The 13272-nt window shown below is 64.4% G+C and carries 12 protein-coding genes; 2 read left to right on the forward strand and 10 right to left on the reverse strand.

Features of this window, described 5'->3' with window-relative positions:
* Positions 1–15: 15 nt before the first annotated feature.
* The 10 genes from tssH to tssA all read right to left on the reverse strand — a co-directional run bounded on the left by tssH (position 16) and on the right by tssA (position 10912).
* The gene (gene tssH, locus H0I86_RS14155) at positions 16–2739 is read right to left on the reverse strand and encodes a type VI secretion system ATPase TssH (protein WP_180925493.1); all 2724 of its coding nucleotides are present in this window, start codon (positions 2737–2739) and stop codon (positions 16–18) included.
* Entirely contained in the window at positions 2732–3766 is a 1035-nt protein-coding gene (gene tssG / locus H0I86_RS14160) for a type VI secretion system baseplate subunit TssG (RefSeq protein WP_180925494.1), read from the reverse strand. Before tssG ends, tssH begins: the two co-directional genes overlap by 8 nt.
* The gene (tssF, locus tag H0I86_RS14165) at positions 3748–5607 is read right to left on the reverse strand and encodes a type VI secretion system baseplate subunit TssF (protein WP_180925495.1); all 1860 of its coding nucleotides are present in this window, start codon (positions 5605–5607) and stop codon (positions 3748–3750) included. Before tssF ends, tssG begins: the two co-directional genes overlap by 19 nt.
* Positions 5604–6119: a type VI secretion system baseplate subunit TssE gene (gene tssE / locus H0I86_RS14170; protein WP_180925496.1), complete on the reverse strand. Its 516-nt coding sequence runs from the start codon at positions 6117–6119 to the stop codon at positions 5604–5606. The genes tssF and tssE overlap by 4 nt, the downstream gene beginning before the upstream one ends.
* Positions 6120–6269: 150 nt before the next feature.
* Positions 6270–6710: a hypothetical protein gene (locus H0I86_RS14175; protein WP_180925497.1), complete on the reverse strand. Its 441-nt coding sequence runs from the start codon at positions 6708–6710 to the stop codon at positions 6270–6272.
* Complete coding sequence (locus H0I86_RS14180; protein ID WP_028682143.1) at positions 6707–7138, reverse strand: type VI secretion system amidase effector protein Tae4; 432 nt, start codon at positions 7136–7138, stop codon at positions 6707–6709. Before H0I86_RS14180 ends, H0I86_RS14175 begins: the two co-directional genes overlap by 4 nt.
* A 76-nt stretch (positions 7139–7214) precedes the next feature.
* Positions 7215–7703: an Hcp family type VI secretion system effector gene (locus H0I86_RS14185; protein ID WP_009044340.1), complete on the reverse strand. Its 489-nt coding sequence runs from the start codon at positions 7701–7703 to the stop codon at positions 7215–7217.
* 97 nt (positions 7704–7800) lie between these two features.
* The gene (gene tssC, locus H0I86_RS14190; RefSeq protein WP_016703058.1) at positions 7801–9297 is read right to left on the reverse strand and encodes a type VI secretion system contractile sheath large subunit; all 1497 of its coding nucleotides are present in this window, start codon (positions 9295–9297) and stop codon (positions 7801–7803) included.
* Between the two features lie 15 nt (positions 9298–9312).
* The gene (gene tssB / locus H0I86_RS14195; RefSeq protein WP_009049566.1) at positions 9313–9828 is read right to left on the reverse strand and encodes a type VI secretion system contractile sheath small subunit; all 516 of its coding nucleotides are present in this window, start codon (positions 9826–9828) and stop codon (positions 9313–9315) included.
* Positions 9829–9883: 55 nt separating this feature from the next.
* Positions 9884–10912 (reverse strand): type VI secretion system protein TssA, encoded by a 1029-nt coding sequence (gene tssA / locus H0I86_RS14200; RefSeq protein WP_180925498.1) that lies wholly within the window; start codon positions 10910–10912, stop codon positions 9884–9886.
* Positions 10913–11292: 380 nt separating this feature from the next.
* On the opposite strand from tssA, the gene tagH reads away from it, so the two are divergent.
* Both tagH and tssJ read left to right on the forward strand, forming a co-directional pair.
* Entirely contained in the window at positions 11293–12693 is a 1401-nt protein-coding gene (gene tagH, locus H0I86_RS14205; RefSeq protein WP_180925499.1) for a type VI secretion system-associated FHA domain protein TagH, read from the forward strand.
* Between the two features lie 110 nt (positions 12694–12803).
* Positions 12804–13271, forward strand: coding sequence for a type VI secretion system lipoprotein TssJ (gene tssJ, locus H0I86_RS14210; RefSeq protein ID WP_180925500.1), 468 nt, complete (start codon positions 12804–12806; stop codon positions 13269–13271).
* Position 13272: the final 1 nt, after the last annotated feature.

Here is a 13272-nt window from a genome sequence, read left to right on the forward strand (position 1 = left end):
GCTCGCGTTCGGGCGTCAGTCGGCCGTCTCGAAAACATGCGGGTCGAATGCGTAATGCAGCGCATTGTCACGCTGGCTGATGCGCACGCCAGCCAGCGGCTTGCCCTCGAGCATGCGGGTGAGAAACTCCCGGCTCATGTCCGGCAACAGGGTATTGGTCAGGATGGCGTCGATCATCCGTCCGCCGCTCTCGATCTCGGTGCAGCGCGAGACGATCAGGTCGACCACGCTGTCGTCGTAGGCGAAGGGCACCTTGTGTCCGCTTTCCACGCGTTGCTTGATCCGCTCCAGTTGCAGGCGGGTGATGGCCTTGAGCATCTCGTCGCTCAGCGGGTAGTAGGGGACGGTCACCAGGCGCCCGAGCAGGGCCGGCGGGAATACCTGGAGCAACGGCTCGCGCAGCGCCTTGGCGATGGCATCGGGATCGGGCAGCCGTCGCGGGTCGCGGCACAGGCTGGCGATCATCTCGGTGCCGGCATTGGTGGTGAGCAGGATCAGGCAGTTCTTGAAATCGATCAGGCGGCCTTCGCCGTCCTCCATCACCCCCTTGTCGAACACCTGGAAGAAGATCTCGTGCACGTCCGGGTGGGCTTTTTCCACCTCGTCCAGCAACACCACGCTGTAGGGTTTGCGCCGCACCGCCTCGGTCAGCACGCCGCCTTCGCCGTAACCGACATAGCCGGGCGGGGCGCCCTTGAGGGTGGAGACGGTGTGCGCCTCCTGGAACTCGCTCATGTTGATGGTGATGATGTTCTGCTCGCCGCCGTACAGCGCCTCGGCCAGGGCCAGGGCGGTCTCGGTCTTGCCCACGCCCGAGGTGCCGGCGAGGAGGAACACGCCAATCGGTTTGCTTGGGTTGTCCAGCCCGGCGCGCGAGGTCTGGATGCGCTTGGCGATCATCGCCAGGGCATGGTCCTGGCCGATGATGCGTTTTTTCATGTGCTCGTCGAGCCTGAGCACGGTGTCGATTTCGTTGCGCGCCATGCGTCCGACCGGGATGCCGGTCCAGTCGGCGACCACCGCGGCCACTGCCTGGTAATCCACGGTGGGCAGAATCAACGGGCTTTCGCCCTGCAAGGTGGCGAGGCGGCTCTGCAGCTCGCCGAGCTTGTCGCGCAATGCCGTGCGTTCGGCTTCATCCAGGCGCGGCGATGGCGCACCGGCCTCGCCGCTGGTGTCGTCCAGCGGTTCGGCGGCGGCGCGCAGGGTGGCGCGGGTCGCCAGCAATTCATCGACCAGGGCTTTCTCTTCGCTCCAGCGAGCCTCCAGGGTCGCCAGGCGTTGGCGTTCCTCGCCGAGGGCTGCCTCGACCTCCTGCTGGCGAGTACCGATGGCGATGCCAATGGCCTGCTCACGGCCGATGATCGCCTGCTCGGTGCTCAGCGCCTCGATGCGGCGGCGGCTGTCGTCCACCTCGGCCGGTACCGCATGCAGGCTGATGGCGACTCGCGCGCAGGCGGTGTCGAGCAGGCTCACCGATTTGTCCGGCAACTGCCGGGCCGGAATATAACGGTGCGACAGCTTGACCGAGGCCTCCAGCGCCTCGTCGAGGATCTGCACCTTGTGGTGCTGCTCCATGGTCGAGGCGACGCCACGCATCATCAGGATCGCCTTGGCCTCGGACGGCTCGTCGACCTGCACCACCTGGAAGCGCCGGGTCAGGGCCGGGTCCTTCTCGATGTGCTTTTTGTATTCGGCCCAGGTGGTTGCCGCCACGGTGCGCAGGGTGCCGCGGGCCAAGGCCGGCTTGAGCAGGTTGGCGGCATCGCCGGTACCGGCCGCGCCGCCGGCGCCGACCAGGGTATGGGCCTCGTCGATAAACAGGATGATCGGCTTGGGCGAGGCCTGCACATCCTCGATGACCTGGCGCAGGCGCTGTTCGAACTCGCCCTTCATGCTCGCGCCGGCCTGCAACAGGCCGACGTCCAGGGTGCGCAGTTCGACGTCCCTGAGGCTCGGCGGCACGTCGCCGGCGACGATACGCAGGGCGAAGCCCTCGACCACCGCGGTCTTGCCGACCCCGGCTTCGCCGGTGAGGATGGGGTTGTTCTGCCGGCGGCGCATGAGGATGTCGACCAGTTGGCGAATCTCCTCGTCGCGCCCGACTATGGGGTCGAGCTTGCCGCTGCGGGCCTGCTCGGTGAGGTCCACAGTAAAGCGCTTGAGCGCCTCCTGCTTGCCCAGCGCGCTGGGCGCCATGGCGCCGCTGGCTTCGCCCGGCGTGGCGCCAGCGTTGAAACCGTCGCTGGCGGCCAGGCCGTTTTCCGGCGAGTCGCCGAGGTACTCGTCGAAACGCTCGATCAGGTGCTCGACCTTGATCTTGTCGAACTCGCGGGAGAGGGCCGAGAGGGCGTGGCGCAGGCTCGGTGTCTTGAGCATGCCGACGATCAGGTGGGCGCTGCGTACCTGGCTCTCGCCGAACAGCAAACTGCCATAGACCCAGCCGCGCTCCACAGCTTCCTCGACCTGCACGGACAGGTCGGTGATCGAGGTCGAGCCGCGCGGCAGGCGGTCCAGGGCGTCGGTGATATCCCTGGACAGGCGCGCCGGGTCGAGATTGAACTGGCGGACCAGGCGGTGCAGGTCGCTGTCCTGCAATTGCAGGAGCTGATGCAGCCAATGCACCAGTTCCACATAGGGGTTGCCGCGCAGCTTGCAGAACACGGTGGCGGCTTCGATGGCCTTGTAGGCCGGGCTGTTCAACTTGCCGAACAGCGCGACGCGGCTGATCTCACTCATGATCGCTGCTCCTTGAGGGGGTGGTATGGCTGGCGTATTCGCGGACCAGCAGCAGGTCGTCGGCATCCGTCGGCGGGCTGCCGAGCCAGGTGTCGAAGCCCAGGCGGGTCTGGCCGTCGAGATCGATGCGCGGAACTTGCGCGCGCTGCAGCAGCAGATTGACTTCCCAGTCCAGCTCCTCGCCCTGGTACTCGGCGACCCAGGCGGCCAGTTCGCCGAAGCTTTCCTGGCCAGGCAGCAGGCGTTGGTATTGCGCAAGGCTCAAGGGCCCCAGGCGGATGCGGAATTTATGCTGGCGATCCCAGACGTGGGTGCCCAGGCTCAGGTCGCTGCCGAGCGAGCACAGCGCCACGCCCAGTTGGCTGCGTTGCGGCAACTCCAGCCACTGGCCGACGTATTCCTCGATGCTCACCGGCACGCCGAAATAGTCTTCCAGGATCGCGCGCAAGCCGTCCGGGTAGCGGGTTTGTGCCGCCAGGTGGCCGGTGAAGTGGTAGCGCGCCGAGTCGGCGATCGGGCCCTGGCCGAGCAGGCTGGTCATGCCCCGCCCGGACAGCGCGGCCAGGCGCATCGACCAGTAGTCGTGGTCGGGGCGGTCATGGCTGACGGTCGGCCGTGCCTCGGCCCAGGCGCGGTAGAACAGGCACAACAAGCGGTGATTGAACACGTCGAGAAAGCGCGTGAAGCTGGCGTCGCCGCTGTTGCGCTGGCGATCGCGGGCGTATTCGGTCAGGTGCAGCGGCAGCGGGCCGTTGGGCCCGGTCAGGCCGAAAAAGAACTGTTCGATGCGCGGCGCGGCGCCCTCGGGGTCGGTCTCGATGCTGGCCAGGGTCGAGGGGGCGAAGCCGCAGTCGGGTTTCTGCCCCAGGCGCAGCGGGTCGTCGTGCAAGCGCAGGGAATGGCCGATGCGCGGCCGGTCGCTGGCCTCGCACTCGATGCGCCGCAGCGCCTGGAAGAAGTCGTAGGCCCAGGGCTCGTCGGCCATCCGATCGATGCTTTGCAGCGGTTTCAGAGGTTCGGTCGACATCCGGGGTGCGCCTGCCATCGCATGATTTCGCCGCGCTCGGTGGTGCGCAGCACGGTTTCGGTGAAGCTGTTGATCGACACGTAACGGGCCAGGAAGCGCTCGAACACCGCGCCCAGCAGGTACACGCCGGTGCCGCGGAAGGCGTTTTCGTCGAACTCCAGGCTGATCTCCAGGCCACGGCCAAACACGATCGGCCCCGGCATCGGCAACCGGCGGGTGCAGGGCGTGCTGCGCACCTGGCGCAGGCCTTCGATTTGCAACTGCAGCGCCGAATCGCCGGGGTCGCCGTACAGGCGCAGCAATTCGCGCAGCGCCGCGGCACCCTGGCCCTGTTCGCTCAGCGACAGGTAGTTCAGCGACAGCTGGCTGATCAGCCGCCAGGCGCTGGCATCGTGCGCGCGGCTCGGCCGCGGCCGGCTTGGCCCGGCCAGGCAACGCACGGCCAGCACCGGGGCGCTGTCTTCCAGAGTGAAATCGCTTTTGCCGGTACCCACCGGCATCAGCAACGGCAGGTCGCGGTTGGTGCACAGGGTGCTGAGGCCGAGCTGGCGCAAGTCGTGGCGATAGGGCGCCTGGTTGACATCCACCAGCGAGACGAAGGTTTCGCTGCCGATATAGGTCGAGCGGGGCCCGCGTCGCCGTTGCTGGCTGGACAGGCGACGCGGCTCGCGGCGGACGATGTAGTAGGCCTGCTCGCGGCCATAACGCAGCGGGTCGCGGATCGCATAGAACGGCTGGAACGGCTGCTCGGGGCCGCTGCCATGGCCGGTGACCTGGGTCAGGGAATGGATCTCGAAATCCAGCGGCCGGGTGCGGTCGGCGATCACCTGGTGCTCATGCACCCGCTCGCTCAGGTGAATGCGATCGGCGCGGCGTGGAAACAGGTTCACCGCCGGCGTACAGAAGGGCACGAACTGGGCCGCCGACACCGTGCCTTCCAGGGTGCTGTCGAGACGATCGAACAGCACCACCAACTCCAGTTCCTGGCTGCCGCAGCGCCGCACACCGGTGCTCAGCCCGGTGAAGTCGACGAACAAAAAGCGATTGGGCAGGGCGAAATATTCCTGCAGCAGGCGATACCCCTGGAAGGCCCGGGGCACCACCGGCAGCACTGCATCCTGATCGTCGAAGCCGCGGGGTTTGAGGCTCTCCACAGGCAAGCGCTCGGCCCAGTCGCCGTCGACGCTCTTGATAAACACGGCACAGGCATTGCCGAGCAACTGCTCGTACAGACGAAAAGGTTGCTCGTCGGCGCCATTGAGGTAGAGCGGCAGGCTGTCCAGCGCCAGGGCGTTGAACGGCAACCCGGCACCGCAGCGCAAGCGCAGGCGCAGCCCGGCCTTGGCCCTGGGTTCGCTGGCGGCAAGGCGGCCGAGGGTCGCTGCCGGGTTGCCGAAGTATTCGGCATGGCCGACCTGCAACGGCCACAGCGTCACCGCATGGGCGCTGCGGTACTCGCAGGCGGTCTGCTCGCCAAGGCCCAGCTGGCCGCGCAGGGCGGCGTGGCGTTCGACCGTGAAGCCGCTGGTCAGTGAGCCCTCGTTGGGGTCGGCGACCAGCTGGACCACCACCACCGAAGGCGTTGGCGCCAGGTAGTGGGGGTAGGCGATCTCCAGCAGATTGTGGGTGAAGGTCGGGTATTCGGCGTCCAGCTTCAGGTGGACCCGCGCGCTCAGGTAGGCGAAGCCCTCCAGCAGGCGCTCGACATAGGGATCGGCGCATTCGATGCCGGACAGGGTCAGGCGGCTGGCGATCTTGGGGAACTCCTGGGCGAACTCGGCGGCGCTCTCGCGGATATGCTGCAGCTCCTGGTTGTAATACTCGAGCATGCGCGGGTTCATTGGCGTCTCCTGACGGGTTCGGCCGGCGTCACCTTGACGTGCCCGGTTTCCAGGTCGAGGGCGGTGCTGAGCAGCAAGCGCAGGGGTACCGGCTCGGCCCACAGATCGCCCTCGATCTCGAAGCTCAGGGCGTTGTGACTCATGTCATTGCCGTCCAGTTGCGCGCGAACCTTCAACGAGCCTTTGAGGATGCGCGGCTCAAAGGTGGCGATGGTGTCGCTGAACAAGGCTTCGATGGCCTGTACATCGATACTCGAGGCGGTATGTCCGGCCAGGGGCGGCAGGCCGAAATTCAGCACCGAGTTGCCCGCCGGCATCTGCGCGGCCTGCTCCGGATCGAACAGCACGCAGGTGTTGAACAGCCAGGCCAGATCGCGCAGCACGCACGCTTTGAGCTGGGTCAGCGACATGACGCGGCGCTCGGCGGCTTCTTTCGGGTTGTGCGGATCATCGTCGGTCAGGCGATCGAGCAACGAGGGTTGCAGGCGTTCTTGCAGGGTCAGCTCGGCCATCTTCAGTTATCCCTGTCGGCGCAGCCGAGGCTGCGCAGTTGATCCCGCAGGGCCCGCAGGGCGCCGCCCAACTGACCTGCACGCATCGGCTGCTCGGCGTTCATCGCCATCTCCTTGTTCGCAGGCTTCGAGCCGAGCCCTGGCGTGCGCTCAAACGTCGGGTTCGAACAAGCCGATAAACACTTTCTCATCCCACTGGAAGGGCGGGCAGGCCGTTACCCGGCTCACCGCCGACGAGGCTTCCAGACCCTGCCCGGTACTGCGTATCGCCTGGATCTCGGTGCGGCAATCCCGACTGGGCGAGGGCAGCTGCTCGCTGCTTTCCACCAATATCACCTGGCGTGTACCCACCTGCTTGGTGCGCAGCATGCCGCTGGGGTCACGGTGGAACTGGCAAGGCCATTTCAGGCTCAGGTCGATGCCGGGCTGCTGCGGGACCAGCACGCGACAGTTGCCATTGCGCTCCTCCAGCAGCAGATCCCGGGCCAGGAAGCGCGCCTGGGTGGCGCTATCGGCCGGGTTCTGCGCGCAGGCGGGCAAAATCAAACCCGCCAAACCCGCGACGATAAGGCGAAACCGGCGCTGACTCATGACAGCTCCCAGAACCACACCTGGGCGGAGTGGTTGGCCGGGTCGTCGTAGGTCTTGGTGAAACCACGGCTCCACAGATCGATATGGTCGCCGGCCGCACGACTCTCGCCACTGCGGGTAAAGCAATCCTTGAAAAAAATGATCCCGTTCTTCTCATTGAGCTGCAGCTTGGCCTTGGCCGCGTCGGTAAAGATGCTCGGCCGGCCCAGATGCTGGCGCCACAGCCAGTTCGCCAGCGACTCGGCGCCGCGGGCGTGGCCGTGGCTGCAGCGCGGCTCCGAATAGGTGTGGCCATCCACGAGGATGCTTCTCTCGGCGTTGAGCGTAATGCTCATGCGGATCGCGCATTGATTTTCCCAACCGCCATCGCAAGGCTGGCTTTCCGTCGGGTAGTTGTTCCACAGATTGATGAACGCGGGTCTGGCCATCATCGAACCTCCTGTTGCGCCGTGGCCCCTGGTACAAAGCCGAGCACCCTGCGGCAGGGCTGCAGGGTGGCTGGCGTCACACCTTGACGTTTTGGCGGATATTCCAGCCGTACTTGACCGGGCCGCCGTCCTTGGAACCGTCCTGCTTCTGCGGTTGGTAGTCGACCAGCACCTGGCCGAAATTCAGCGCGATGTTTTCGGTCAGGCGATCCGCGCCGCCGCTGCCGCCAGTGCCGATCGAGGACACCAGGACCTCCTTGAGGGTGATGGTCAGGTACTCGACCGGATCGTCGCCGCCGGCCTTGCGCACCGTCAGCTTGGCCTCGTCGTAATGCTTGCCGCTGGAGCAGGCCATCATCAGGTTGGGGGAGGATTTGTCCACCCACTTGGTCAACGTCAGGTCGTGGATATTGACCTTGCCGGCACCGCCGCCACCGCCCACATGCATGTTGCCGGACTGGGCCATGGCCCAGCTCCAGGAAAGCACGTCGATCTCCTCCTTGTGGTTCTTGTCCTGGGACTCGCCCTTGACGTCGCCGATCTTGATAAACATATCAACAGCCATCATGCCTCCTTGAGTGGTCTACACCACTGTGCTCCAGCGATTGGCCACGCTGTGTTGCAGTGCACCCGCCACCACGGCGAGTGCCACCGGGGATGGATCAAACCGCCTTGGCGGATGGAAGCTTGGATACCAGCCGCAGCGATACCGTGAGCCCTTCGAGTTGGTAGTGCGGGCGCAGGTAGAACTTCGAGCTGTAGTAACCGGGATTGCCCTCGACCTCTTCGACCACCACCTCCGCCGCGGCCAGGGGGTGCTGCGCCTTGGTGGTTTCGGTGGAGTGGGCCGGGTCGCCGTCCACGTAATTGAGAATCCAGTTCTGCAGCCAGCGCTGCATGTCGTCCTTTTCCTTGAACGAGCCGATCTTGTCGCGAACGATGCATTTCAGGTAATGGGCGAAGCGGCAGGTGGCGAACAGGTAGGGCAGGCGTGCCGCCAGGTTGGCGTTGGCGGTGGCGTCGGGGTCGTCATACTCGGCCGGCTTCTGCAGCGATTGCGCGCCGATGAAGGCGGCGAGGTCGGTGTTCTTCTTGTGCAGCAGCGGCATGAAACCGTTCTTCGCCAGCTCCGCCTCGCGCCGGTCGGCGATGGCGATTTCGGTCGGGCACTTCATGTCCACGCCACCGTCATCGGTCGGGAAGGTGTGCGTCGGCAGGTTCGGCACCTCGCCGCCGGACTCCACGCCGCGAATCCGCGAGCACCAGCCATAGAGCTTGAACGAGCGGTTGATGTTCACCGCCATGGCATAGGCCGAGTTGGCCCAGGTGTACTTGGAACTGTCGGCGCCGTTGGTTTCCTCTTCGAAGGCGAAGGCATCCACCGGGTCGGTCTTGGCGCCGTAGGGCAGGCGGGCGAGGAAACGCGGCATGGTCAGGCCGATGTAACGCGAGTCCTCGGAATCGCGCAGCGAACGCCAGGCAGCGTATTCCGGCGTGGTGAAGATCTTGGTCAGGTCGCGCGGGTTGGACAGCTCCTGCCAGGAGCCCATGCCCATCACCGTCGGTGAGGCCGCGCTGATGAAAGGCGCATGCATCGCCGCGCAGACCTTGGCCAGCTCGCCGAGCAGCTCGACGTCCGGCGACGACTGGTCGAAGTAGTAATCGCCCACCAGGCAGCCGAACGGCTCGCCACCGAACTGGCCGTATTCCTCTTCATACATTTTCTTGAAGATCGGGCTCTGGTCCCAGGCGGTGCCCTTGAACTTCTTCAGGGTCTTGTGCAGGTCGCCCTTGGCGATGCTCATCACGCGGATCTTCAGCTGCTCGTCGGTTTCCGTGTTGTTGACCAGGTAGTTCAGGCCGCGCCAGGCGCTTTCCAGTTGCTGGAAATCGGCGTGATGCATGATCAGGTTGACCTGCGCGGTGAGCTTGGCATCGATCGCGGCGATGATCGATTCGATGGATTTGATCGCGTCGTTGGAGATCAGCTCGGTCTTGCTCAGGGCCTGCTCGGCCAGGGTGCGCACGGCGCTTTCCACCGCCTCGCGGGCGTGCTCGGTCTTGGGTTTGAACTCTTGCAGGAGCAGGGCGGCGAAGTCGCTCGGTTGTTCGATCGCGGCGTCTGCCTGGGCCTGCGGGTCTTTCATCAATTCGGCCATGGTCTGCGTCCTCTGTCAGGCTTGCGGCTCGGGTTCGGTCGGTTTCGGCGCACTGGCCAATGCCTGCAACAGCGCCGGGTCCTTGATCGCCTTCATGATCATGTCCTCGGCGCCGGTCTTGCCGTCCATGTAGGTCAGCAGATTGGCCAGCTGGGTGCGGGCCTCAAGCAGTTGGTTGAGGGCATCGACCTTGCGCGCCACCGCGGCGGGGCTGAAGTCGTCCATGCTCTCGAATGTGATGTCCAGGCTCAGGTTGCCTTCCCCGGTCAGGGCATTGGGCACGTTGAACGCCACCCGCGGTTTCATCGCCTTGAGCCGCGAGTCGAAGTTGTCGACATCGATCTCCAGGAACTTGCGGTCGGCCACCGCCGGCAGCGGCTCGGCGGGCTTGCCGACAAGGTCGGCCATCACCCCCATGACGAAGGGCAATTGCACCTTCTTCTCCGCACCGTAAAGCTCTACGTCGTACTCGATCTGCACCCGGGGAGCACGGTTACGGGCGATGAATTTCTGGCTGCTGGTGTTAGCCATTTTTCCTCCTGCGCTGCCTAGGCGGCTGTGTTGGATGGGCGTCGATTAAGCGTGTTCACTCGGACTGTTCACCTTCAGGCCCGCGCAATTTTTCGAACTGGGAAAAACCGTCTGGAATCAGGTTGCTCACGATGGTGGCGAAATCCGCGCTGACCAGGCTCTTGGCGCGGCTCAAGAGCACTGGCACCGGGCTTGAGGGCTCGTGCCTGACGTAGTAACCGAGGATGCGGTCGAGGCTGCGCAGCACATCGTCACGACTGCCGATCTCGCCCGCGATGCGCGGCGCGGCGGCGCTGGGGGCCGTGGACATGGCTGCATCGGCAGGCTCGCCGGCCTGCGCGACAGCGCTGGAAACGCCCGCTTGCGGGGCGTGCTCGGCGATGATTTGCACGGCATGCCGAAGCAGTTGCTTGATCGTGCCCAGGTCCGCGCCGCGCGTGGAGCCGACTCGTTCGTTGACCTCGCGTTCTATGGTCAACAGCGTGCCATGGGCATCGTTCAGGGCGGCGCGGCAGGCCTCGAGCTGTTCGCCCGCGCAGTCCTGAAAGGCCGCGCCGAGCTGTTCCGAACTGAGGCTTTCACTGGCGAAGCGCTGCAAGCCGGCGGCATTCAGCGCGGCCCGCAGGCCGACGTTGCCAAATGCCCGCGAGCTGATCAGCGGCATGCCCCAGAGCAGGCGAATGACTGGCTCGGCGTTGAGGCCGGCGAGGGCGTTGATCCGGAAAGTGGGGTCATTGCCATCCTCTGCATCCAGCCTGGGATGCAGGTCGTCCCAATACTGCGCGAGCAGCTGCTGGATCAGCTGCAACCCCAGCACCAGGCCGGGCAAGCCTTGCAGGGCAATGGCGCTTTGCAGGAAGTAGTTGGCGATGCGCAGGTCTTTGCTGCGCGTGAACAGCTCGACGCAGAGGTCGCGGACCTGGCGCCATTCCGGCGGCGTGGCGGGTAACACGGCATCGCCCATCTGCCGTTCGGGCTGGCCTTGCGCCGCGCGTTCAAGCTCGAGAAAGGCGGCGTCGTACTCGAGGTCGCCGCCACAGGGGGAGTCAGGGGAAATGGTTTCCAACAAACGCTGTACATCCATCACGGACGTGATCTCCATATCGGCCCGGCCATCGGCGCCCGCTCAGGGTGAGCGCACGACTAAATCCCTTTCCTGCGGATGAGTGTTCTGTCCAGACCACTTTTGGGTCATATCTGGATTCAATAATTGAACTGAAGTTTTAGCCCAGTTCAATTGTTGTCAAGAAACTCTCCGACCAGTGGGATAACCCTGTGATGTTTGAAGATAGGCGGTCGGCGGTGTTTTTTTTAGTTTCTTTTGTTATAGGGCTTATTTGAAAAAAGCGAATATAAGCGCAGGAACTTTGACGGCACGGAAATCTTTTAGGGGGCTATACTCGCTTTGCACTCGCTGGCATGCCCGAGCTGTTGTTATTGAGCAATACCGTACAAGGAGTTCTAATGCCGCTGCGTTTGACAATCACCAGTTATCACAAGCTGACTCCCGGCCAACGCGCGGAGTTCGAGCTTGATCGCGGTGAGCTGAAAATCGGTCGCAACCCCGAGAACGACTGGGTACTTCCAGACCCGGAGCGCCTGGTATCCGGCCAGCATTGCGTCATTCAACTGCGTGACGGCACCTACTACCTGACCGACACCAGCACCAATGGCGTACAGCTGGTGAATGCCGGCGTGCGCATGCACCGCGGCAACAGCGAACCCTTGCGCGACGGCGAACTGCTGCGCGTCGGCGAGTACGACATCCTGGTGCAGATCAACGGCGCTCCACAGATCGTCCACGGCGCACCCGGGATGAGCGATCCCTTTACCGGCTTCGATGCGCTGATCAAGCGCCAGGCGCCGGGCGAGATTCCCGGCGCAGCCGCGGCGCCCCCCAGCAGGGTGCAGATCCACGCGGGCGGTTCGCCCCTGGATACCAAGCCCGACCTGTTCGATTTTCTCGCGTCCCCGGCCGTCCCCCCTCCGGCCCTGGCCGACCACGTGCCGCCCGAACGCCATGATTTCCGCCCGCCCGAGCCACAACGCGCCAGCGCCCCCCAGGCCAGCGAAACCGGCGCGGCACCGGCGATTCCGGCGGATTGGGACCCCTTCGCCGAGCTGGGTGCGGACCCGGCGCCGGTGGCGCCGCCCCCTGCGCAAGCCCAGCCGCAACCATTGCCAGCGGTATCGGAGAATATTGCCGGCAGCGCACCCGACCCGGCCGTGCAACGGGCCGCGGTTGCGCCTCTGGCACCTGCAATCGGGGGCGACGATGTGGAGGCGCTGGAAGCCTTTCTCAGGGGCGCGGGGCTCGAGCACTTGCGTATCGACAGAGGCGAAACCCGCGCGCAAATGGAAGCCATTGGCCGCAGCTACCGGCATATGGTCGAGGGGTTGATCGAGGTGCTGCGCGCCCGTGCCAGCCTCAAGGGTGAGTTCCGCATGGCCCAGACCATGATCCGCCCGGTGGAGAACAACCCCCTCAAATTCGCCCCCAATGTCGATGAGGCGCTGCTGTTATTGCTGCGTTCCGGCAACCAGGCCTTCATGCCGGCCGACCAGGCGATCAAGGAAAGCTTCGACGACCTCAAAGCGCATCAACTGGCCGTCATGGCGGGCGTACAAGCCTCGATCAAACACCTGCTCCAGCGTTTTCAGCCAGCGGTATTGGAAGCGCGTTTAAGTCAACCTTCGGCTATTGGCGCTTTGCTGCCCGGTAGACGTCAAGCGCAATACTGGGAGTTGTTCACGGAACTCTATGCGAGCATTTCCAGGGAGGCCGAAGATGATTTCGAGGATTTGTTCGGGCGCGAATTCAGTCGTGCCTATGAAGAACAAAATGCCAAGTTGCGAAAGGGCTGAATGCCATCGGCTAGTTGGATAAAGGCTAATGGCTATTAAATAGTGAGTTGATCTTGTTTGGCTATCGGTAGTTTCGATTTGGAATAATAAATGTCAGTGAGGACGACGACATGCCAAAGTTCTTGTTGTTCGCAACAGCAGTACTGCTGACTGCCTGTACTTCGAGTCCGCCACCCGCTACTCCTACTGTCGTTGTCATGCATATCCAGGCCGCTGCCGATCTGAATCTTTCGGCGGGCGGCCAGGCGACGCCGGTGCGGGTGCGCTTGTATGAGTTGAAGAGCGGCGCAGCCTTCAGTCGCGCTGACTATTTCTCCCTGGTGAATGCCACCGGCGCGACCTTGTCCGCGGACCTGGTGGCGCAGGACGAATTGCTCATCCAGCCGGGGCAACGGCTGACCCTGGAACGCACGCTCGACGAGCAGAGCCGTTTGCTCGGCCTGGTGGTGTCCTACCGTGAACTGGACAGCGCCGTGTGGCGCCAGATGGTCAGTATCCCGAGCAATGAAACCACGCCATTGACGGTTTCCCTGACGGCCAGGGCGATCAGCGCGGCAGCCACGAAACCTGCGAATTAGT

Origin of the sequence: Pseudomonas chlororaphis subsp. aurantiaca (assembly GCF_013466605.1) — a bacterium.
Classification (GTDB): Bacteria; Pseudomonadota; Gammaproteobacteria; order Pseudomonadales; family Pseudomonadaceae; genus Aquipseudomonas; species Aquipseudomonas chlororaphis_I.

Coding starts and splice junctions, on each gene's coding strand:
- tagH (WP_180925499.1), top strand. CDS start 11,293: ATGCCGCTGCGTTTGACAATCACCAGTTATCACAAGCTGACTCCCGGC.
- tssF (WP_180925495.1), bottom strand. CDS start 5,607: ATGAACCCGCGCATGCTCGAGTATTACAACCAGGAGCTGCAGCATATC.
- H0I86_RS14185 (WP_009044340.1), bottom strand. CDS start 7,703: ATGGCTGTTGATATGTTTATCAAGATCGGCGACGTCAAGGGCGAGTCC.
- tssH (WP_180925493.1), bottom strand. CDS start 2,739: ATGAGTGAGATCAGCCGCGTCGCGCTGTTCGGCAAGTTGAACAGCCCG.
- tssC (WP_016703058.1), bottom strand. CDS start 9,297: ATGGCCGAATTGATGAAAGACCCGCAGGCCCAGGCAGACGCCGCGATC.
- tssE (WP_180925496.1), bottom strand. CDS start 6,119: ATGGCCGAGCTGACCCTGCAAGAACGCCTGCAACCCTCGTTGCTCGAT.
- tssA (WP_180925498.1), bottom strand. CDS start 10,912: ATGGATGTACAGCGTTTGTTGGAAACCATTTCCCCTGACTCCCCCTGT.
- tssG (WP_180925494.1), bottom strand. CDS start 3,766: ATGTCGACCGAACCTCTGAAACCGCTGCAAAGCATCGATCGGATGGCC.
- tssB (WP_009049566.1), bottom strand. CDS start 9,828: ATGGCTAACACCAGCAGCCAGAAATTCATCGCCCGTAACCGTGCTCCC.
- H0I86_RS14180 (WP_028682143.1), bottom strand. CDS start 7,138: ATGGCCAGACCCGCGTTCATCAATCTGTGGAACAACTACCCGACGGAA.
- H0I86_RS14175 (WP_180925497.1), bottom strand. CDS start 6,710: ATGAGTCAGCGCCGGTTTCGCCTTATCGTCGCGGGTTTGGCGGGTTTG.
- tssJ (WP_180925500.1), top strand. CDS start 12,804: ATGCCAAAGTTCTTGTTGTTCGCAACAGCAGTACTGCTGACTGCCTGT.